Here is a 20,110-nt window from a genome sequence, read left to right on the forward strand (position 1 = left end):
CGCTGGGCCGGTCCCATACCGCCCGCCTCGAGGCCCCGATGCCCCACCGCCCGCTGCAGCTTTTCTCCCTCGCCGCTCCACCCCCGTCCCCCCGCGCGCGGACAAGCGGGCACGACGCGGCGCTTCTTGCCCATCTCCGCGCCCACGGCCAGCTCGCGCCGGGGGCCGAGCGCCTGCTCGCCCGCCGCCGCCGCGGCGTGCTGCCCTGCGACCTGCTGCTCGCCCACGGCATGGTCACGCCCGAAGACCTTCTCGCCGCAGAGGCGGCGCTGCGCGGCGCGGTGATCCTCGACCCCGCCGTCGACCCGCCCGAGCCGCGCCTGATCGACCGGCTCGGCGCGGCCACCTGCCTCGCTCAGGGCCTCCTGCCCTGGCGCCGCATGGGCCATGTCACCGTGATCGCCACCGCCCGACCGGATCTCTTCGCCCGGCGCGAGGCGGCGCTGACCGCACTTTTCGGCCCGGTCCTGATGGCGCTTACGCGCGAGGAGGCGATCGCGGAGGAAATTCTCCGCCTGCGTGCCGGAACGCTCGCCCGGCGCGCCGAAACCCTGGTGCCGGAGGCCGAGAGCTGCCGCAACTGGCACAGCCGGCGCCTGCCTCTCGCGGCCGTCGCAGGGCTCGCTACGCTCCTGGCCGCCGCCCTCCTCGCCCCTGCCACGCTTCTGGCCGTACTTCTCGGCTGGTCCTGCCTCACCCTTGCCGCCACCGCCGGGCTGAAGGCACTGGCCGCCCTGGCCCAGCTCCGCGCCCACGGCCACGCCCGCGCCGCCCCGCCGCCGCCGGCTTTCGCCCACCCGCCGATGGTATCCCTCCTCGTCCCGCTCTTTGGAGAACCCGCGATCGCCGCCCGCCTCGTCGCCCGCCTTGCCCGGCTCGACTATCCGCGCGAGCGGCTGGAGGTCGCGCTGATCGTCGAGGCGCAGGACACCCCCACCCGCGCGGCGCTGGCCGGGTCCCCCCTGCCGCCCTGGATGCGCGTGATCCCTGTCCCCGAGGGGCGGCTGAAGACCAAGCCCCGCGCGCTCAACTACGCGCTGCCCTTCTGCCGGGGCGAGATCGTCGGCGTCTACGATGCCGAGGATGCCCCCGCCCCCGACCAGATCACCCGCGTCGTCGAACGCTTCCACGCGCGCGGGCCCCGGGTCGCCTGCCTGCAGGGCGTGCTCGATTTCTACAACCCGCGCAGCAACTGGCTCTCGCGCTGCTTCACGGTGGAATATGCCGCCTGGTTCCGTATCGTGCTGCCCGGCCTCGCCCGCCTGGGCCTGCCCGTGCCCCTTGGCGGCACCACGCTCTTCGTCCGCCGCGCCGCGCTGGAGGCGCTCGGCGGCTGGGATGCGCATAACGTGACCGAGGATGCCGACCTCGGCCTGCGCCTCGCCCGCCACGGCTACCGGACGGAGCTGGTCGACAGCGTGACGGAGGAAGAGGCGAACTGCCGCCCGCTGCCCTGGATCCGGCAGCGCTCGCGCTGGCTGAAGGGCTACATGGTGACCTGGGCGGTGCACATGCGCCGGCCCCGCCAGCTTCTGACCCAGCTCGGGCTTCGCGGCTTCCTCGGCCTGCAGGTGCTGTTTCTGGGCACGATCTCGCAGTTCCTGCTGGCGCCGCTGCTCTGGGCCTTCTGGCTGCTGAGCTTCGGCTTCGCGCCGCCGGCCCTCGCCCCGCTCGGCCCGGCGCTGCCCTGGCTCGCGGGGCTCTTCGCCGCGGCGGAGGCGGTGAACCTGGCCGCCAACGCCTTCGCCGTCTCGGGCCCCCGGCACCGCCACCTTCTGCCCTGGGTGCCGACGCTCATAGCCTATTTCCCGCTCGGCGCGCTCGCCGCCTACAAGGGGGCCTGGGAGCTCCTCCTCCGCCCGTTCTTCTGGGACAAGACCCGCCACGGCGTCGAGGATCCGGAGGACGAGCGCCCTGGCATCACGCCCGAAATGGCCCCGGCAAGGCTGCGCCCCGCAGCCACCGCCCCCGCCGCCCCGCGGGCGGTGGCCGTCAGCGCGTCCTGACCTCGCCCGCGTCAAGCCGAAGCCGCGTCTCGAACGCCTTCGAGATATGCGCCTTCAGCGCCTTGTAGGCCGCATCGCCATCCCGCGCCGCGATCGCGGCCACGATGGCGTCATGCTCGGCCAGCGCCACCTCCTCCCGCCCCGGCGCGGCGAAGGAGGTCGTGGTCAGAAGCGCCATCGAGCGATGGACCAGGCCCAGTTGCTGCATCAGGAACCGGTTGTGCGAGGCCAGGTGGATCTGCATGTGGAACCGCCGGTTCGCCCGGCTCAGCGCCTGCGCGTCGCCCATCAGCTGCCGGTCTTCCGCCGCCATCGCCTGCAGCACGCGGATCTCCTCCTCCGTCGCATGGCGCGCGGCGAGGCGGGCGGCCAGCCCCTCCAGTTCCGCCCGCACGACGTAAAGCTCGGCCAGCTCGTTATGGTCCAGCGAGGCGACGATCAGGCTCCGCCCGTCGCGGGTCAGCACCGCCTGCGTCTCCAGCCGCTGCAGCGCCTCGCGCACCGGCGTCCGCGACACGCCGAAACGGTCGGCCAGCTCCGATTCCACCAACCGGTCGCCGGGTTTGTAGATGCCGTCGTCGATCGCCTCGAGGATCAGCGAATAGGCATCTCTCTGCGCGGGCTTGCTGTCTGACATTGCGGGCTCCGTCTGGGCGCCGCGCAGCCTAGCGCCGCCGCCCGGCAGGGTTCAAGCCCGCTTGCCGCCGCCTGCCCGCCCGCGTAGCGTGCCGCCATGCCAATCGCTTTCTCAGACGTCCGCACCTGGGTCTTCGACCTCGACAACACCCTCTACCCGCCAGAGGCGCGGCTCTTCGACCTGATCGAGGTCCGCATGACCGCCTGGGTCATGCGCGCGCTTGCCGTCGACGCGGCCGAAGCCGACCGGCTGCGCGCCCATTACTGGAAAAGCTACGGCACCACGCTTGCCGGGCTGATGCGGGAACATGACGTCGATCCCGGCCCCTACCTGACCGAGGTCCATGACATCCCGCTCGACCGCCTCTCGCCCGACCCGGCGCTCGCCACCGCCATCGGCGCGCTTCCGGGCCGCCGCATCGTCTATACCAACGGCTGCGCGCCCTATGCCGAACGGGTGCTGGCCGCCCGCGGCCTCGAGGGCCTCTTCGACGCGATCTACGGGGTGGAGCATGCGGGCTTCCTGCCGAAACCCGAACGCGCCGCCTTCGAGACCGTCTTCACCCGCGACGGGACCGAAACCGCCACCGCCGCGATGTTCGAGGACGACGCCCGCAACCTCGTCGAACCCCACGCGATGGGGATGACGACGGTGCATGTCGGCCCGGCGCGCGGCGAAGGCGCGCATATCCACCACCATACCGACGACCTGGCAGGCTTCCTGGCCCGACTTCCCGCCTGATCCCGGCGCGATCCCGCCGCCCCCGCGCCTGGGCCTGCGTGAGATTGCCACACTGCGGCATCTTGCGTCCTTCCGCGATGGCCCGGCCCCGCCTATCCGGGCGCGTCCCGCGAAAGGAGCCTCCATGAGCACCGCCACCACCAACCTTGCCCGCCGCGCCTTCTACGCCGTCCCCGTGATCGGCTGGATCGCCCGCGACATCGCCGAAAAGGGCGAGGAGAACATCTACTACGCCCTCGTCATCGCGCTCACCTGCGTGGTGCTGGCGGTGAAGACCTGGGGCCTCGTTGCCCTCGGCCTGACCGGGCTCGCCCTGGTGCCGGTGATGTTCGTGGTGCTGATCGCGATCACGCTCGGCTGAGCGATCGCGGCTGGCAGCCCCCCGCGCCGCGGCCTATGATCAGGGCATGATGCGGAGGGTGCGATGGCACGCGAAACGACCGATATCCTGATCTCCGGCGGCGGCGTCGCCGGGCTCACCGCGGCGGCCGCCTTCGGCGCCGCGGGTTTCAAGGTGATCTGCGTCGACCCGACCCCCCCGGTCACCTCCGACGCCGACGATGGCGCCGACCTGCGCACGACCGCGTTCCTGCAGCCCTCGATCCCGGTGCTGGAAGCCGCAGGCCTCTGGGCGCGGCTGGAACCCCACGCGGCGCCGCTGCAGATCATGCGCATCGTCGATGCCGGCGGCCCCACGCCCGAGCCGCGCGTGGTCAAGGATTTCGACGCCTCCGACATTTCAGAGGCCCCCTTCGGCTGGAACCTCCCCAACTGGCTCCTGCGGCGCGAGATGGTCGCCCGCATTGCCGAGCTTCCGAATGTATCCTTCCGCCCCGGCCTCGCCACCGCGGGCGTGCTGACCCGCGCGGCGGAGGCCCTCTTGACCCTCTCCGACGGCACCGGCGTCTCGGCCCGGCTGCTCATCGCCGCCGACGGGCGCAACTCGCCAGTGCGCGAGGCGCTCGACATTCCGGTGCGCACGCTCCGCTACGGCCAGAAGGCGCTGGCCTTCGCCGTCAACCACCCGATCCCCCATGCCCAGGTCTCGACCGAGATCCACCGCTCCGGCGGCCCCTTCACGCTGGTGCCCCTGCCCGACAGGGGCGGCCTGCCCTGCTCGGCCGTGGTCTGGATGGAACGCGGGCCAGAGGCGCTGCGCCTCGCTGCCCTCCCGGTGCCGGAGTTCGAGGCCGCGATGTCCGACCGCTCCTGCCACCTCTTCGGCCCGCTGACCCTGCTGACGCGCCGCTCGGTCTGGCCGATCATCAGCCAGGTCGCCGCCCGCATGTCGGCCGAGCGCACCGCGCTCCTGGCCGAGGCCGCGCATGTCCTTCCCCCGATCGGGGCGCAGGGCCTCAACATGTCGCTGGCCGACCTGCGAGAGCTTCTGGCACTTGCCACCGCCAGCCCGGAAAGCCTCGGGTCGCAGGCGATGCTCGACACCTACCACCGCCGCCGCCATGCCGAGGTGCAGGCCCGCGTCACCGGCATCGACGCCCTGAACCGCGCCTCGATGATTGCCGCCCCGACGCTGCGCGACGCCCGCGCCAGGGCGCTCGACGCGCTCTATTCCGTGGCCCCGGTCCGGCGCACCCTGATGCGCGCCGGCCTCGGCGTCCGCTAGAGGCCCTTCACCGAGCAGGGCCGGCGCGCCCATCCGTCCGGGCGGACGGGCGCTGGCCCGGCGGCGCTACGCGCCTTGCTTCCGGGCCGAGGCCAAAGGCCTCAGAGAACCTCGTCGACCACCGCCTGCAGCCGCCCGATCGTTCCGTCGACGTCATAGAGCTTGTCGAGCCCGAACAGCCCGATCCGGAAGGTCTTGAACGCCTCGCCCTCGTCGCATTGCAGCGGCACCCCGGCGGCGATCTGCATCCCCTTGGCCAGGAACGCGCGGCCGCTCTGGATCTCCGGGTTGTCGGTGTAGCTCACCACCACGCCTGGCGCCTCGAAGCCTTCCGCCGCGACCGACCGCACGCCCTTGCGCTTCAGCATCGCCCGCACTCCGTCGCCCAGCGCCCATTGCGCCAGCTTCAGCCGGTCGAAGCCATAGTCGCGCGTCTCCGCCATCGTGTCGCGGAACCGCGCCAGCGCATCCGTCGGCATGGTCGCGTGATAGGCATGCCCGCCCTTCTCATAGGCCTCCATGATCGAAAGCCATTTCTTCAGATCCAGCGCGAAGCTGGACGAGGCCGTTCCGTCGATCCGCGCCCGCGCCCGGTCCGACAGCATCACCAGCCCAGCCGAGGGCGAGGCGCTCCACCCCTTCTGCGGGGCCGAGATCAGCACGTCCACGCCCACCGCCTTCATGTCGACCCAGATGCAGCCCGAGGCGATGCAGTCCAGAACGAACAGCGCGCCCACGTCATGCGCCGCCTCCGCCATCGACTTAAGGTAGTCGTCCGGCAGGATCACCCCCGCCGCCGTCTCGACATGCGGCGCGAAGACGACATCGGGCTTCACGTCATGGATGCGCGCCACGACCTCGTCGATCGGCGCCGGCGCGAAGGGCGCCTGCGGCTCGTTCCCCGACGCCCGCGCCTTCATCACCGTGACCTCGGAAGCGAAGCCGCCCGCCTCGAAGATCTGGCTCCAGCGATAGGAGAACCAGCCATTGCGCAGAACGAAGGCATGGCGGCCGCTGGCGAACTGCCGCGCCACCGCCTCCATCCCGTAGGTCCCGCCGCCGGGCACCAGCGCGACCGAGGCCGCGCCATAGACCTCGCGCAGCATTTCCGAGATGTCCCGCATCACCTGCTGGAACTTCGCCGACATGTGGTTCAGCGACCGGTCGGTGAACACCACCGAAAATTCCTGCAGCCCTTCCGGGTCGACATCATCGCGCAGCGCGGCCATAGGGTCCTCCAAGACAGATCACCCCTCGGACATAGCCCGCCCCGCTCGGGATTTCACCCCGAAATCCGCACCACCTCCGGCGCGGCAAAAGGCCCCTGTTTTTCTCTGGCCCAAATACTCCCCGCGGAGCGCCCCGTGGCAGCCACCGGGCCTCCCGCAGGCATTATTTTCTCCGAGATAAAAGCCCTTAGCCCCAGACAGGAGGGGCTGTGCCCGCTGTTTCGCGCCGGGGGCCTATCCCAGCGGGCCCGGCCGGCGTTCCTCGCTCAGAAGCACGTTGGCATCGACCTGCCCCAGTCCCGGCAGGGTCATGATCCGCCGCCGCAGCACCCGCTCGAAATCGCTCAGGTCCCGCGCCACGACCCGCAGCCGGTAGTCGTAGATCCCCAGGATGTGCTGCACCCACTGCACCTCGGGGATCGCGATCACCGCCCGTTCGAAATCCTCCAGGCTCACCCGCCCCTTGGTGGCAAGCTTCACGCCCAGGAACACCGTCACCGAAAAGCCCAGCGCCTCGCGGTCCACCACCACCCGCCGGGTCCGGATCGCGCCCGCATCCGTCAGCCGTTTAAGCCGCCGCCAGGCCGCCGGCTGGCTCAGCCCGAAACGCCGGCCCAGCTCGCCCGCCGACAGCGTCGCATCCGCCGTCAGCGCCTTCAGGAACCCCCGGTCCACCTCGTCCAGCGCGATCATATCGGCAGCGCCTCCGAGGCCTTGATGACAGCCACATGCATCAGCGCCTCGATATCGGCGATATGCGGCAGGGCGAGGATCTTGTCGCGGTAGACCTCCTGGTAATGCCCCATGTCGCGCGCCACGAGGTCCAGCCGCACGTCGACCCGGCCGAGGAAGGTCTGGATCTCGATCACCTCCGCCACCTCCCGCGCGGCGGCGATGAACTCGTCGAAGGCCCGGGGCTCGGTCTTGTCCAGCGTGAAACGCAGGCTCACTTCCACCTCGTAGCCAAGCGCGCGCCAGTCGATCACCGCCTCCTGGCCCTTCAGCACGCCCCCGGCCCGCATCCGTTCCAGCCGCCGCCAGCAGGTCGCGGCCGTCAGCCCCGCGCGCTCCGCCAGCCGCGCCACCGCGGCCTCCGGTTCCGCCATCAGCTGGCGCAGGATCCGCCGGTCGATATCGTCGATCTGCATGAATTTCTCGAAACTGGCATTCTGTGATTATGATCTTTCTCACATATCGTGAGATCGAGCAAACTTTGAACGCCGCCTCGCGCCAGACGCCTTATCCTGCCGCCAGCGAAACCAGAGAGAAGGAAGCGCCCGATGCGCGTCTATTACGATCGCGATTGCGACATCAACCTGATCAAGGACAAGAAGGTCGCCATCCTCGGCTACGGCTCGCAAGGCCATGCCCACGCCCTGAACCTGCGCGATTCGGGCGCCAAGAACGTGGCCGTCGCCCTGCGCGAAGGCTCGCCGTCGGCCAAGAAGGCCGAGGCCGAGGGCCTCAAGGTCATGGGCATCGCCGAGGCCGCCGCCTGGTGCGACCTGATCATGTTCACCATGCCGGACGAACTGCAGGCCGCCACCTACAAGAAATACGTCCACGACAACCTGCGCGAGGGCGCCGCGATCGCCTTCGCCCACGGCCTCAACGTCCACTTCGGCCTGATCGAGCCGAAGCCCGGCGTCGACGTCATCATGATGGCGCCCAAGGGCCCGGGCCACACCGTGCGCGGCGAATTCGTCAAGGGCGGCGGCGTGCCCTGCCTCGTCGCCGTCCACCAGGACGCCTCCGGCAAGGCGATGGAGCTGGGCCTGTCCTACTGCGCCGGCATCGGCGGCGGCCGTTCGGGCATCATCGAGACCAACTTCCGCCAGGAATGCGAAACCGACCTCTTCGGCGAGCAGGCGGTCCTCTGCGGCGGCCTCGTCGAACTCATCCGCATGGGCTTCGAGACCCTCGTCGAAGCCGGCTACGAGCCGGAGATGGCCTATTTCGAATGCCTCCACGAGGTGAAGCTGATCGTGGACCTGATCTACGAAGGCGGCATCGCCAACATGAACTACTCGATCTCGAACACCGCCGAATACGGCGAATACGTCTCCGGCCCGCGCATCCTGCCCTATGCCGAAACCAAGGCGCGGATGAAGGAAGTGCTGGAGGACATCCAGTCCGGCCGGTTCGTCTCGAACTTCATGGCGGAAAACGCCGTTGGCCAGCCGTTCTTCAAGGCCACCCGCCGCCGCAACGACGAGCACCAGATCGAGGCCGTGGGCGAAAAGCTCCGCGCCATGATGCCCTGGATCTCCGCCGGCCGCATGGTCGACAAGGCACGGAACTGATCCGCACCAAAGCGGAGGGGGCCGCCCGGCCCCCTCCCCCCTCACCAAGGCTTGGGGCGGCCGTGCGCCCGCTCCGCTGGACAACCCCCGCCCCGGCCCCACATACTGCCTGCGCCCGGCCCCTCCGGGCTCCCACCCTGCCGGAGCCCCGCCCATGGACATGACGCCCAGCTTCCTTGCCGACCTTCTGACCCGCGTCGCCATCATCGGACGCGGTCTCTCGGCCCAGTCCGACCGCACGCCGCTCGCCGATCTCTGCTCGGCCCTCGTCGCCGGGCGCGGCGAAGCGACCAGCCTCGCCCTCGCCCGCACCGTCCTCAACCGCGCCCGTGCCCTCGACCGCCCCGCCAAGCGTGCGTTTCTGGCCGACATCCTCAACCGCTTCGGCCCGGACGAGACCCGCCTGAAGGCCGCCCTCGCCGCCGTGCAGGAGAACCCGACCCCCGCGGCGCTCCGCACCCTCCACGCCGCCTCCGAACCGGCGAGCCAGGAGCTCATCCGCCGCCTCAACCGCACGCCGGGCGGCACCGCCGACCTCGTGGCCCTGCGCGCCGACCTCCTCTCCCTTCTCCGCGAGGCGCCGGAACTGGCCCCCCTCGACGGCGACTTCCGCCACCTCTTCACCTCCTGGTTCAACCGCGGCTTTCTCGAGCTGCGCCGCATCGACTGGACCACCCCGGCCGAGATCCTCGAAAAGATCATCGCCTACGAGGCCGTGCACGAGATCCGCGGCTGGGACGACCTCCGCCGCCGCGTCGCAGCCCCCGACCGGCGGCTCTACGCCTTTTTCCACCCCGCGCTGCGCCACGACCCCCTGATCTTCGTCGAGGTCGCGCTGACAGGCGAGATCCCCGGCACGATCACAGGCATCCTGGCCGAGGACCGCCCCCGCCTGGCGCCGGAGACCGCGACCACGGCCGTCTTCTACTCCATCTCGAACTGCCAGAAGGGGCTGCGCGGCATCTCCTTCGGCAACTTCCTGATCAAGCAGGTGGTGGAGGAGCTGCGCCGCGACTTCGACACGCTGACCACCTTCGTCACCCTCTCCCCCGTCCCCGGCCTGCGCGCCTGGGCGGAGGCAGAGGCCGGCCGCGACGACAGCCCCCTCACCCCCGCACAGCGCGCCCTGATCCCGCGGCTGGCGGAAGACGAGGCCGCCCGCCAGGACCCGGCCCTCGCCCGCCTCGCCGCCCGCTACCTGACCGGCGCCGACGCGCCGGGCGCGGGCAGCCGCGACCCGGTCGCCCGCTTCCACCTCGGCAACGGCGCGAGGCTCGACCGCATCCACCTGACGGGCGACCCGAGCCCCCGCGGCCTGCAAAGCGCCTGGGGCGTGATGGTGAACTACCTCTACGACCTCGACAGCATCGAGCGGAACCACGAGGCCTTCGCCACCCGCGGCGAAGTGATCGCCAGCCCCGCGGTCCACAAGCTGGCACGCGCAGCGAAGTAGAGCCGCCCCGTCGGTCGAGGGGAAAAGAACCCGTCGCGCCAGCAGTGCGGCACACGTCCGACGAACGGCAGGCGCAGCCCGGCGCCGGGCGGGGCGGATGTCAGCCCGGCCGACACATCCAAACCCGAACTACGGATGCGCCCGGGTGTTCCAGCTGACGGTGGGCACGGATGTCGCAACAGGCGTCCCCGGCTGAAGTCGGCAGTCCTTGTACGGGTTGGGCCTGCACGCCTCCTTGGCTGTGAAGGTGCCGGTAATCTTGGACCATTCCTTGTAATCACCGTTGACGGTGAAGTTTCCGCCCCCGAAATACCAGGCGCTCACCGTCGTGAAGTCCGGGTCGACGTAGGAGCTTTCCATCTGGAACTCGAGCTGGAGAGCGCTCTTGCCCTGAGACAGGGTCCCAGTCCCCGTGCCCTTGAGAAGTATCTCTCCCTTCTCGTCGCGACCGATAGTCCCTTTGACCGGGATCGACCCCACAGGGTGTTCGAAACCCTTCTTGGAGAAGCGGAACCCCTGCAGGACGCCGGAGAACGCCCTGTCCTGTTCGTTGACTGCGAAAAGGAAGGTCGCCCCGAAAGTCCCGGTGCCGTCGAGCTGACCATCCACTGACGAGGAATAAATGACCTCTTGCGGCCCTTGGCTTGCCCCGCATCCGACCAGAAGGATTGTCGTTGAGATCGACGCAAGCAGAGGAAGAACACGATTCATCACACACTCCATTAACGCATCCCTCAAGGATCAAGGGATCGCGACAATGGCTAAATCGTACCCCGATCAGCGCGCCCGCATCATTGAGCGCGGGCAATCGCTGCATCGGGCCGCAAGTCATCGGGCGTCACACCCGCGCCTGGATCTCTGCCACGATGGCGCCGACGACCTCGGCCAGCAGCCCCTCGTCCGTGCTCTCCGCCATCACCCGCACCAGCGGCTCCGTCCCCGACTTGCGGATCAGCAACCGCCCGTTTCCATTCAGCTTTTTCTCGGAATCCGCGATCACGGCCAGCACTTCCGGCGCCAGCAGCGGCTCCTTCCCCCCGCCGTAGCGGACGTTCTGCAGAAGCTGTGGCACCCGCTCGAAACTATGTACCAATTCCGAGGCCTTACGCCCCGTCCGCACCATCTCGCCCAGGAATTGCAGCCCCGCGATAATGCCGTCCCCGGTGGTCGCATAATCGGCCATGACGATATGCCCCGACTGCTCCCCCCCGAGGTTCCAGCCCCCCCGCCGCATCGCCTCAACCACGTAGCGGTCGCCCACCGGGGTCCGCTCCAGCCGGATGCCACGCCCGCCAAGGTATTGTTCCAGCCCGAGATTCGACATCACCGTGGCGACCAGCACGTTCTCCTGCAGCCGCCCGTCCTCGGCCCAGCGAGACGCGAACAGCGCCATCAGCTGGTCCCCGTCGGCCACCTTGCCGGTCTCGTCCACGATCATCACCCGGTCCGCGTCGCCATCGAGGCTGATGCCAAGATCCGCCCCGACCTCCACGACCTTCGCGGCACAGGCCTCCGGATGGGTCGAGCCGCAGTCGGCGTTGATGTTGAAACCATTGGGTTTTACCCCGACCTCGATGACCTCGGCACCCAGCTCCCACAGCACATCCGGCGCCGCGCGATAGGCCGCGCCGTTGGCCGCATCGATCACCACCTTCAGCCCGCTCAGCGACCGCCCCCGCGGGAAGGTCGTCTTGGCGTATTCCACGTAGCGCCCCCGCGCCTCGTCGATCCGGCGGGCAGAGCCGATATGCTCCGGCTCCGAAAGCGCGATGCCGCGCTCGGCGATCGCCTCGATCTCGGCCTCCGCATCGTCCGAAAGCTTGAAGCCATCGGGACCGAAGAACTTGATTCCATTGTCGTAATACGGGTTGTGGGAGGCAGAGATCATGATCCCCATATCCGCCCGCATGGAGCGGGTGAGATAGCCCACCGCCGGCGTCGGCACCGGGCCGAGCAGCAGCACGTTCATCCCCGTCGAGGTCAGCCCCGCCGTCAGCGCCGTCTCCAGCATGTAGCCAGAGCGGCGGGTGTCCTTGCCGATCACCACACGGTGGCCGTTCAGGCCGTCGCCGCGGAAATGTTCGCCCGCCGCCGCGCCCAGGCGCAGCGCCATCTCCGCCGTCATCGGGTGGCTGTTGGCGCGGCCGCGCACGCCGTCGGTTCCGAACAATTTCTTGGTCATCGCAACTCCTGTCCCGCCACAGCGCGCTGCCAAAGCCGCATCGCCTGCCGCGTCTCCACAATATCATGTACCCGGAAAATCTGGATCCCCTGCGCCAGCCCCGCCAGCGCCATGGCGACGGAGCCTGGCGCCCGGTCCGTCGCCTTCTCTGCCCCGCCGATAGTGCCGATGAAACGCTTGCGCGAAACGCCAAGCAACACCGCGCAGCCCAGCCCGTGGAACAGCGACAGCCCGCGGATCAGGGCAAGGTTGTGCTCCAGCCGCTTGCCGAAGCCGATGCCGGGGTCGAGGGTGATCCGCGCGCGGTCGATGCCGGCCGCCTCCGCCGCCGCAAGCCGCTCGGAAAGCCCGTCGTAGACGTCAAGCAGCACATCGTCATAGCGCGGATCGGCCTGCATCGTCTCGGGCAGGCCCTGTGCGTGCATCAGGCAGATCTCTGCGCCCGCGCGGGCGACGAGCGCCGCCATCGCCGGGTCGAAGACCATGGCGGAGACGTCGTTGACATAGCCCGCACCGGCCGCGAGCGCCGCCTCCGCCACCGCCGCCTTTCGGGTGTCGACGGAGATCGGCGCGCCCTCTCCGGCCGCCCTGAGCGCGGTGATTGCCGGGGCAACCCGGGCGATTTCTTCGGCCACGGGCACCTCGGTCGCGCCGGGCCGAGTGCTTTCGCCGCCGATATCAAGGATCTCCGCCCCCGCCACCAGCATCTCGCGCGCATGGGACACCGCCGCGTCCACGCCGAAATGGGCGCCGCCATCAGAAAAGCTGTCGGGTGTCACGTTGAGAATGCCCATGATCCGCGGATGGTCCATCGACAACCCGCAGACCGGGGCGCGCGGGGCGGTAAGGCGGTCGCGGACATCCGCCGGCAGGTCCGAAGCCGGGATCACCCGACGGGCGCCGCCACGCTCGATCGCCTCGACCCGGTCGAACCAGCACCACCCGCCGGCCAGGCGCAGCGCATCCGCGGGGCGCGCCGGATCGGTCATGGCGATAGGCCGGAAATATGTCATGCGTTGCCCGTGTCCTGCCTTGGCCGTTCTTTGGCCAACTTTGGCCCCGCTCTAGGCCCCCCGGGGCGGGCTTGGCAAGGCTCAGGCGGTCGCGCGCTCGACCGGGACGCGGCTTCCCGCCGGAACCGAAACAGAGCCGTGAACGACCAGCCGGTCGGCGGCCAGTGTCTCGGCCAGCCACAGCGCCATCGCCACCGGCGCGCGCGAGCCCGGCCCGTCCACCGCGTCGAGCACCAGCTTCGAGGGCGCCCAGACCACCATCTGGCCATGCCGCATGGCCCAGTCGATCTCCGTCCGCGTCGCCACGACCACGCAGCGCGGGTCGCGGCCCGCAAGCACCCAGGCGTTCTGTTCGATCGCCAGCAGGTCGATCCGCCGCTGCGCCGGCTTCACCGCCGAACTGGGGCGCGTCTCGCCCTCCGGCAGGCCGACGGAGAGGATCACCGGCAACCCGCGCGCCTCCAGCGCGTCAAGCCGGGCGGAAAGGTCCGGCGCGGCGATGGCGGCATTGTCGAGATAGGCGACCAGCGGATGCAGCGCGGCTTCGGATCCGTCGGCCTCCAGCCGCTGCAGCGGCCGTTCCGCGCGGGAACGGACGATCTCCACCCCCAGGGCGCCGGGGCCGCGGTCGAGCTTCTCGATCCGCACGAAGACCCGCATCGCGCGCGGCTCGCCTAGGATGCGCTCGGCGACGCGTTCGGCCAGCGTCTCCAGCAGGTTCAGGCGTTCGGCTGCAAGCTCGGCCGCGATCGCCTCGGTCAGCCGGTCGTAGGACAGGATGCGGTCGACGTCGTCGTCGATCGGCCCGGCGTTCGGGCGGACCTCCACGGCGATGTCGAAACGGATTCGCTGGCGGTGGCCGCGCTCGGCCTGGAAGGCTCCGATCTCCACCTCCACCACATGATCGCGCAGCGAGATACGGTCGCGCGGATCGGTGCCGGCGGTGGCCTCCGCGCGTTCCTCGGGATGCGCGAAGGCAAGGCGGATATCGGACGTCATCATCTTCCCTCGGGCAAAACGGCTGCCCACAGGCGGGTTATAGTGCGGGGGCGGCGGTCGCACCATGGATGGGTGCGGCCATTCCTTGCCCGGATGCGACCTCGCGCGCCGGAACCGGGCGCCCCGCGGCCCTCGGCAGGTGGGTCAGTTCGCGGCCACCTGCACCGGCTCCACCGGGTTTCGGTAGAAGACATGGGCACCGATCTCCGCGGTTTCCTGGAACTGGTGGGACCACGGCGGATGCACCCAGACGGTGTGGAAATAGGTCGCCCCGTCGGTCAGAGTGCGCGGCGCGCCCTCCATGATCAGCTTGGCGATCTTGCCGGCCTTCTCGAAGGCCGCCTGTTCGTGGATCGTGTCGGGCCGGCCGTCGCAGGCATAGCTGAACTGGCAGGCGTCACGACGCTCGTCGCCCTGATGGACCACGGCACAGAAATTGTCGGGGAAGTAGGAGGAGTCGACCCGGTTCGCGATCACCTCGGCCACGGCGAACTCGCCCTTCACCGATTCGCCGCGCGCCTCGAAGTAGATCGCCTTGGCGAGGCAGGTCCATTGCTTGCCGCCAGACGCCTGAGGCAGCTCGCCGAGCCAGGCGTCGGAATACTGGATCGCCTGCAGCGCAGTCTCGTAGCCCTTCACGGGCGGCGTGGTGATCGCAGCGATGCGATCCGGCGAGACTTCGGTGAAGGAGGCCCGCTCCTCGCCCAGAAGTTTGGACAGTCGGCTGTCGACAGAGGCGCCCGGGTCGTTCTGGGGTCCCACGGATGCATCAGCATAGGCAGCGCCGCTCAGAAGAGCACAAAACACAAGGCAGCCTGCGCAAAGCTTAAGAAAGCGCATTTTTTTATTCCCGATTCCTGCATGCCCGGCTCCCCCCAAGGACCGGACCGTCGGATCGGGTATCGGAAAATGTTCAACCTGTCTATTTATGTGGCATAAATGCAACAGTAATCGGCGGAAATCCGCGAATCGAGAATTGTGTCGATTCGGGAAACAAAAAAGTCAAGAAAATAGCGTTTCGCTATCACCTTGAATTTGTGTCATTTTCTGGGCCACCCCGCGCCTCCTGCAAGGCGAGATGCGCCGCGGCCAGTCTTGCAACCGGAACGCGAAAGGGCGAGCAGCTGACGTAGTCGTACCCGGCAGAGCGGCAGAAGGCGATTGATTCGGGGTTCCCGCCGTGCTCGCCGCAGATCGAAAGCGTGAGATTCGGCCGAGTCTCGCGCCCCCGCTCCGCCGCGATCAGCAGAAGTTCCCCCACCCCGTCGACGTCGAGGATATGGAACGGATCCTCGGGATAGACGCCCTGCTGCACATAGGTGTTCATGAACCGTCCGGCGTCGTCGCGCGAAAGGCCGTAGGTCATCTGCGTCAGGTCGTTGGTGCCGAAGGACAGGAACGCCGCGTGCTGGGCGATCTCTCCGGCGCGCAGCGCCGCGCGCGGCGTCTCCACCATTACGCCAAGGCGGTAATCGAAGGCCACGCCCGCATGAGTGCGCACGGCGGCGGCCACCGCATCGACGCGGTTCTTCACCAGTTCCACCTCGCGCCGGGCAGAGACGAGCGGGATCATCACCTCCGGCACCACCGGCGCGCCGCGACGATTGACCTCCACCGTCGCCTCGAAGATGGCGCGGGCCTGCATCTCGTAGATCTCGGGGATGGTGATGCCGAGCCGCACGCCGCGCATCCCCAGCATCGGGTTCACCTCGGAAAGCGCATCGGCCCGGCGAATGATGTCCGAAAGCGGCTTGTCCAGCGCCTCGGCCAGTTCGCGCTGCGCCTCGCGACCCTGCGGCAGAAATTCGTGCAGGGGCGGGTCGAACAGGCGGATGCAGACCGGCTTGCCCTGCATGATCTCGAACAGGCGGACGAAATCCGCCCGCTGCATGGGCAAAAGGCGGTCCAGCGCGGCGGCCCGGTCCTCCGGGCTGTCGGCGAAGATCATCTCGCGCATCACCGTGAGCCGGTCTTCCTCGAAGAACATGTGCTCGGTCCGGCAGAGGCCGATCCCCTCCGCCTCGAATCGCCGCGCGGTGGCGGCGTCGCCCGGCGTGTCGGCATTGGCGCGGATGCCGATGTCGCGCACCGCGTCGGCCCAGTGCAGCAGCGTCTGGAACGCCTCGTCCAGCGCCGGCTCCAGCATTTCCGCCGCGCCTGCCAGCGCCTCGCCCCGGGTGCCGTCCACCGTGATCACATCGCCTTCGCGGAACACCCGGCCGGCAACCGTCAGCGTCCTTTCCCGCGCGCTGATGCGCAGGTCGGAAGCGCCCACGACGCAGGGCAGGCCAAGGCCGCGGGCGATCACCGCGGCATGGCTGGTCATCCCGCCCCGCTCCGTCAGCACGGCCGCGGCGGCATGCATCCCGCGGATATCCTCCGGCGCCGTCTCGCGCCGCACCAGCACGCAGGGCTCGCCCCGCGCGGCAGAGGCCTGCGCGGCATCCGAGGTGAAGACGATCCGCCCCTGCGCCGCCCCCGGGCTTGCCGCGATGCCGCGCGCGATCCGGTCGCGCGGGCCCCGCGGGTCGACCTGGCGGTGAAGCAGTTCGGAAAGTGCCCGCGGCTCGACCCGAAGCACCGCCTCCTCCGGCTGGATCACCCCGTCCTCGGCCAGCGCCACCGCGATGCGGACCTCGGCACGCGAGGATCGGGCGACCTTTACCGCGTCAAGCACCCTCAGCGTGCCTGATTCCAGCGTGAAATCGATCTGCATCTCCTCGCGCAGCCGCTTGCGGCAGATCGCGCCGAAGCGGATCAGCTCGGCGAAGATCTCCGGCGCCGCCTCCTCCAGCGAGGGGCCGCGGCTGTCGCGGGTGAGATAAAGCGCCTCGGGCCCGGAAAGCGCGTCGCGCCCCTGGCTCTGGCCCAGGTAGCGGCCCGTCACCTGCGGCCGCCCGGTCACCGGGTCGACGAACTGGATCACGCCGGAACCGCTGATCCCCGGTCCGTGGCCCAGCGCCATCTCCTGCACCACGAGGCCGAGGCCCGCCTCGGGCGGCGCCCCCTTCACCTGCCGCAGAAGCCGGGCCGAGGTCCCCTCCCACGCCCGCGCCATCGAACGCAGCACCTCGGAAAGCTGGCGGACGGGATCCTGCGGAAACGGCTCGTCCATCTCGCGTTCATAGGCGGCGAGCGCGGCGGCCAGCGCCTCGGGCGAGGCCTCGGTGCCGGCGAAGGCCTCCGGGTCGAGCCGGGCGACATGCGTGGCATAGGCCTGCACGAAGCGAAGGTAGATCGCCGTCGCCGCCGCCTCGCCATGGGTTTCGCAAAGCTGGGCGTGGCGCGCGTCGTTCAGCCCGATGTTCAGGATCGTGCCCGGCCCGCCCCATTCCGGCTCCTCCGGCGAGGGGCGGACGGAGACCAGCGCATCTGCGCCGAAATGGCCAAGGATACCGGCGCTGTCGGGCAGCTGCCCGGCCGCGATCGCCCGCACAGCCGCCGCCGAAAGCGCCACCGTCTGCGGCACCGGCAGCTCCAGCCGGATGAGCCGCTGTAGGCATTTCGCCCGCCAGCCATGGCGCGCACGGCTGATCGACGCCGTGGGCGTGATCTCGGCAATCTCGGCGATGGGCGTGAGTTTCTGCACTGCGGCGTCTCCTTGGGGCGCAGGATACTCTCACATTGCCGCGGCGCAAGCACGGAGGCGAATCGCCCCTCAAGCGGCCGAAAACGCGGGTGGCAGACAGCCCCCCGCGCTTCCGGAAGTCAGGTCAGCCCGGATGAAAGGGCGTCAGCCTTCCAGCCTGGTCAGGTCCGCGACCTGCAGGCAGATCGTGCGGATCCGGCTGAGCAGGTTCAGACGGTTGCGGCGGACGATCTGGTTGTCGGTGTTGATCTGGACGGCCTCGAAGAAGGCGTCGATCGGGGCGCGGAGCGCCGCCATCGCGGCCATGGCGGCGGGGAAATTCTCTGCCGCCATCGCGGGTGCGATCGCCGCCTCGCCCGCGTCGAGCGCGGCGAAAAGCGCCCGTTCGCTGTCGTCCTCGGCAAACTTCGGATCGGCGCCGAAGCTGTATTCCACCCCGTCCTTCTCCTCCGCCTGCGTCAGGATGTTGTTGGCGCGCTTGAAACCCTGCAGCAGGTTGACGCCATCGTCGGTGGCAAGGAAGGCCGCCAGTGCCTCCGCCCGCTTGACCAGCAGGGCGAGATCGTCGTTGCCGGGCATGGCAAGGCAGGCGTCGATCACGTCATGCCGGATGCCCTGGTCGCGCAGGTGGACCTTCAGCCGGTCGTGGAAGAAGGCCAGAAGGCTTGCCGCCACCTCGGCGCCCGACCCTTCGGGCGCATCGGCGGCTGTCTCGGCCAGATGCTGTTCGTGCAGCGCCGCGACCTGTTCGGCCACCACCATGTCGGAGCGTTGCGCCGCAGGCGCAGGCGCGCCGGGGCGGGCCCGCGCGATCGCACGCTCGGCGATCCCGGCAAGCCCGAAGCGCAGCCCGTTCTCCACCGCGATGCGGATCACCCCCAGCGCCGCGCGGCGCAGCGCGAAGGGGTCCTTCGATCCGGTGGGCTTCTCGTCGATGGCCCAGAAACCCGCAAGCGTGTCGATCTTGTCGGCCAGCGCCACGGCCATGCCGACCGCCTCGGCCGGGACCTCGTCGGACGGCCCGAGCGGCTGGTAATGCGACTTGCACGCTTCGGCGACCGCCTCCGGCAGGCCCTCGGCGCGGGCGTAATAGCCGCCCATGATGCCTTGAAGCTCGGGGAATTCGCCGACCATCTCGCTCCGCAGGTCGGACTTCACCACCCGCGCGGCCTCAGCCGCCAGGTCCGGGCCGGCACCCACCAGCGGCGCGATCTCGCGCGCCAGCGCGGCGATGCGGGCGATCTTGTCCGCCACCGAGCCCAACTTGTTGTGGAAGGTCACGTCGGAGAGCCCCGCGCCCATGCCCTCCAGCCCCACGGATTTCACCGTGCGCAGGTCATTCTCCCAGAAGAACCGCGCATCGGAGAGCCGGGCCGAGAGCACCTTGAGGTTCCCGGCGAGGATGGTCGCACCGTGGTCCACCGTCTCGCGGTTGGCGACGGTGACGAATTTCTCGATCCGCCCGGTCTTCGGATTGCGGACAGAGAAGAACTTCTGGTGCTCCTTCATCGAGGTCTGCAGCACCTCCGCGGGCAGGCCGAGGAAAGCCTCGCCGATCCCGCCCATCAGGACGACAGGCCATTCGACCAGCCCCGCGATCTCGGTCAGCAGGCCCTTGTCCTCGACCAGCTCGCAGCCCTGGGCGAAGGCCTGGGTGGTCGCCTCGTGCCAGATCGCAGCCTCACGTTCGGCCGGGTCCAGGATCACCTTGGCCGCCTTCAGCTTGGCCGCGTAATCCTCGAAGGAGGAGACGGTGAAGGCGTCCGGCGCCATGAAGCGGTGGCCGCGCGTGGTCGCACCGGCGGCGATGCCGTCGACCTCCAGCGGCACCACCTCGGCCCCCGCATCGGTCGTCAGCAGGCAGAGGATCGAATGCAGTGGCCGCACCCAGCGCAGGCTGCCGGTGCTCCAGCGCATCGCCTTCGGCCAGGGGAAGGCCCGGATGGTGCGCTCCAGCACCTCGGCCACGATCTCCGGTGCCTTGCGGCCGGGGCGTTCGATCACGGCGTAAAGCATGGCGCCCTTCTTCTCCTCGCGCTCCTCCAGCTGGTCGCGGGAGAGGCCGGTGGAGCGCAGGAACCCCTCGATCGCCTGCGCGGGCGCGTCGGCGCGCGGGCCGCGGCGCTCTTCACGCAGGGTCGGGCTTTCCGCCGTCAACCCCTCGATCGCCAGCACCAGCCGGCGCGGGGTGGAGAACGCCTCGGCATGTCCATAGGTCAGACCCGCCTCGACCAGGCCATCGGTCATCAGCTTCTTCAGATCCTCGCGCGCCCGCGGCTGCATGCGGGCGGGGATTTCCTCGGAGAAGAGTTCGATCAGCAGGTCGGGCATGGG

At 69.6% G+C, this 20,110-nt stretch carries 17 protein-coding genes; 6 read left to right on the plus strand and 11 right to left on the minus strand.

Features of this window, described 5'->3' with window-relative positions; all coding sequences use genetic code 11:
• The first annotated feature begins 38 nt into the window (after positions 1 to 38).
• Positions 39 to 2,006 (plus strand): glycosyltransferase, encoded by a 1,968-nt coding sequence (locus tag EIP85_RS09780; protein WP_127902005.1) that lies wholly within the window; start codon positions 39 to 41, stop codon positions 2,004 to 2,006.
• On the opposite strand, the gene EIP85_RS09785 is transcribed toward EIP85_RS09780, so the two are convergent.
• Positions 1,993 to 2,643, minus strand: coding sequence for a GntR family transcriptional regulator (locus tag EIP85_RS09785; protein ID WP_127902006.1), 651 nt, complete (start codon positions 2,641 to 2,643; stop codon positions 1,993 to 1,995). The two genes, EIP85_RS09780 and EIP85_RS09785, sit on opposite strands and share 14 nt — an antisense overlap.
• A gap of 96 nt (positions 2,644 to 2,739) precedes the next feature.
• Between EIP85_RS09785 and EIP85_RS09790 the strand changes: the two genes are divergently transcribed.
• From EIP85_RS09790 to EIP85_RS09800, 3 genes are all read left to right on the plus strand, one after another.
• Positions 2,740 to 3,384, plus strand: a complete 645-nt coding sequence (locus EIP85_RS09790) for a pyrimidine 5'-nucleotidase (RefSeq protein ID WP_127902007.1) — start codon at positions 2,740 to 2,742, stop codon at positions 3,382 to 3,384.
• A gap of 124 nt (positions 3,385 to 3,508) precedes the next feature.
• Positions 3,509 to 3,745: a hypothetical protein gene (locus EIP85_RS09795; RefSeq protein ID WP_127902008.1), complete on the plus strand. Its 237-nt coding sequence runs from the start codon at positions 3,509 to 3,511 to the stop codon at positions 3,743 to 3,745.
• Positions 3,746 to 3,808: 63 nt separating this feature from the next.
• Positions 3,809 to 5,008 carry a UbiH/UbiF family hydroxylase gene (locus EIP85_RS09800; RefSeq protein ID WP_127902009.1) on the plus strand — a complete coding sequence of 400 codons (1,200 nt, stop codon included), beginning with the start codon at positions 3,809 to 3,811 and terminating at the stop codon, positions 5,006 to 5,008.
• 101 nt (positions 5,009 to 5,109) lie between these two features.
• Here the strand turns inward: EIP85_RS09800 and EIP85_RS09805 are convergent, their stop codons facing one another.
• The 3 genes from EIP85_RS09805 to EIP85_RS09815 form a co-directional block, all read right to left on the minus strand.
• A complete protein-coding gene (locus EIP85_RS09805; RefSeq protein ID WP_127902010.1) occupies positions 5,110 to 6,237 on the minus strand; it encodes an aminotransferase class V-fold PLP-dependent enzyme in 1,128 nt (375 codons plus the stop codon).
• Between the two features lie 234 nt (positions 6,238 to 6,471).
• On the minus strand, positions 6,472 to 6,930 hold the full coding sequence (locus EIP85_RS09810; RefSeq protein ID WP_127902011.1) for an Lrp/AsnC family transcriptional regulator: 459 nt from the start codon (positions 6,928 to 6,930) through the stop codon (positions 6,472 to 6,474).
• Positions 6,927 to 7,385, minus strand: a complete 459-nt coding sequence (locus tag EIP85_RS09815; RefSeq protein WP_127902012.1) for an Lrp/AsnC family transcriptional regulator — start codon at positions 7,383 to 7,385, stop codon at positions 6,927 to 6,929. Before EIP85_RS09815 ends, EIP85_RS09810 begins: the two co-directional genes overlap by 4 nt.
• 132 nt (positions 7,386 to 7,517) lie before the next feature.
• On the opposite strand from EIP85_RS09815, the gene ilvC reads away from it, so the two are divergent.
• Both ilvC and EIP85_RS09825 read left to right on the plus strand, forming a co-directional pair.
• The gene (gene ilvC / locus EIP85_RS09820) at positions 7,518 to 8,540 is read left to right on the plus strand and encodes a ketol-acid reductoisomerase (protein WP_127902013.1); all 1,023 of its coding nucleotides are present in this window, start codon (positions 7,518 to 7,520) and stop codon (positions 8,538 to 8,540) included.
• A 154-nt stretch (positions 8,541 to 8,694) separates the two neighbouring features.
• Complete coding sequence (locus tag EIP85_RS09825) at positions 8,695 to 9,993, plus strand: malonyl-CoA decarboxylase (protein ID WP_241559945.1); 1,299 nt, start codon at positions 8,695 to 8,697, stop codon at positions 9,991 to 9,993.
• Between the two features lie 129 nt (positions 9,994 to 10,122).
• On the opposite strand, the gene EIP85_RS09830 is transcribed toward EIP85_RS09825, so the two are convergent.
• From EIP85_RS09830 to glyS, 7 genes are all read right to left on the minus strand, one after another.
• Positions 10,123 to 10,704, minus strand: a complete 582-nt coding sequence (locus EIP85_RS09830; protein WP_127902014.1) for a hypothetical protein — start codon at positions 10,702 to 10,704, stop codon at positions 10,123 to 10,125.
• Between the two features lie 127 nt (positions 10,705 to 10,831).
• Positions 10,832 to 12,175 (minus strand): phosphoglucosamine mutase, encoded by a 1,344-nt coding sequence (gene glmM / locus EIP85_RS09835; RefSeq protein ID WP_127902015.1) that lies wholly within the window; start codon positions 12,173 to 12,175, stop codon positions 10,832 to 10,834.
• Positions 12,172 to 13,188: a dihydropteroate synthase gene (folP, locus tag EIP85_RS09840; protein WP_127902016.1), complete on the minus strand. Its 1,017-nt coding sequence runs from the start codon at positions 13,186 to 13,188 to the stop codon at positions 12,172 to 12,174. The genes glmM and folP overlap by 4 nt, the downstream gene beginning before the upstream one ends.
• 81 nt (positions 13,189 to 13,269) lie before the next feature.
• Positions 13,270 to 14,187, minus strand: a complete 918-nt coding sequence (locus EIP85_RS09845; RefSeq protein ID WP_127902017.1) for a dihydroneopterin aldolase — start codon at positions 14,185 to 14,187, stop codon at positions 13,270 to 13,272.
• Between the two features lie 144 nt (positions 14,188 to 14,331).
• The gene (locus tag EIP85_RS09850; protein WP_338325347.1) at positions 14,332 to 14,949 is read right to left on the minus strand and encodes a cell wall hydrolase; all 618 of its coding nucleotides are present in this window, start codon (positions 14,947 to 14,949) and stop codon (positions 14,332 to 14,334) included.
• Between the two features lie 262 nt (positions 14,950 to 15,211).
• Positions 15,212 to 17,776, minus strand: a complete 2,565-nt coding sequence (gene ppdK / locus EIP85_RS09855; protein WP_127902019.1) for a pyruvate, phosphate dikinase — start codon at positions 17,774 to 17,776, stop codon at positions 15,212 to 15,214.
• Positions 17,777 to 17,920: 144 nt separating this feature from the next.
• The gene (glyS, locus tag EIP85_RS09860; RefSeq protein ID WP_127902020.1) at positions 17,921 to 20,107 is read right to left on the minus strand and encodes a glycine--tRNA ligase subunit beta; all 2,187 of its coding nucleotides are present in this window, start codon (positions 20,105 to 20,107) and stop codon (positions 17,921 to 17,923) included.
• Between the last annotated feature and the right edge of the window lie 3 nt (positions 20,108 to 20,110).

The sequence above is a fragment of the Solirhodobacter olei genome, assembly GCF_004010155.1.
GTDB classification, from domain to species: domain Bacteria; phylum Pseudomonadota; class Alphaproteobacteria; order Rhodobacterales; family Rhodobacteraceae; genus Solirhodobacter; species Solirhodobacter olei.

Bases quoted from the DNA above. Each gene is read 5' to 3' on its own strand.
- EIP85_RS09815 (WP_127902012.1), bottom strand. From the start codon at position 7,385: ATGCAGATCGACGATATCGACCGGCGGATCCTGCGCCAGCTGATGGCG.
- folP (WP_127902016.1), bottom strand. From the start codon at position 13,188: ATGACATATTTCCGGCCTATCGCCATGACCGATCCGGCGCGCCCCGCG.
- EIP85_RS09800 (WP_127902009.1), top strand. From the start codon at position 3,809: ATGGCACGCGAAACGACCGATATCCTGATCTCCGGCGGCGGCGTCGCC.
- EIP85_RS09790 (WP_127902007.1), top strand. From the start codon at position 2,740: ATGCCAATCGCTTTCTCAGACGTCCGCACCTGGGTCTTCGACCTCGAC.
- EIP85_RS09795 (WP_127902008.1), top strand. From the start codon at position 3,509: ATGAGCACCGCCACCACCAACCTTGCCCGCCGCGCCTTCTACGCCGTC.
- EIP85_RS09810 (WP_127902011.1), bottom strand. From the start codon at position 6,930: ATGATCGCGCTGGACGAGGTGGACCGGGGGTTCCTGAAGGCGCTGACG.
- glmM (WP_127902015.1), bottom strand. From the start codon at position 12,175: ATGACCAAGAAATTGTTCGGAACCGACGGCGTGCGCGGCCGCGCCAAC.
- EIP85_RS09785 (WP_127902006.1), bottom strand. From the start codon at position 2,643: ATGTCAGACAGCAAGCCCGCGCAGAGAGATGCCTATTCGCTGATCCTC.
- EIP85_RS09805 (WP_127902010.1), bottom strand. From the start codon at position 6,237: ATGGCCGCGCTGCGCGATGATGTCGACCCGGAAGGGCTGCAGGAATTT.
- EIP85_RS09830 (WP_127902014.1), bottom strand. From the start codon at position 10,704: ATGAATCGTGTTCTTCCTCTGCTTGCGTCGATCTCAACGACAATCCTT.
- EIP85_RS09780 (WP_127902005.1), top strand. From the start codon at position 39: ATGCCCCACCGCCCGCTGCAGCTTTTCTCCCTCGCCGCTCCACCCCCG.
- EIP85_RS09845 (WP_127902017.1), bottom strand. From the start codon at position 14,187: ATGACGTCCGATATCCGCCTTGCCTTCGCGCATCCCGAGGAACGCGCG.
- EIP85_RS09825 (WP_241559945.1), top strand. From the start codon at position 8,695: ATGGACATGACGCCCAGCTTCCTTGCCGACCTTCTGACCCGCGTCGCC.
- ilvC (WP_127902013.1), top strand. From the start codon at position 7,518: ATGCGCGTCTATTACGATCGCGATTGCGACATCAACCTGATCAAGGAC.
- glyS (WP_127902020.1), bottom strand. From the start codon at position 20,107: ATGCCCGACCTGCTGATCGAACTCTTCTCCGAGGAAATCCCCGCCCGC.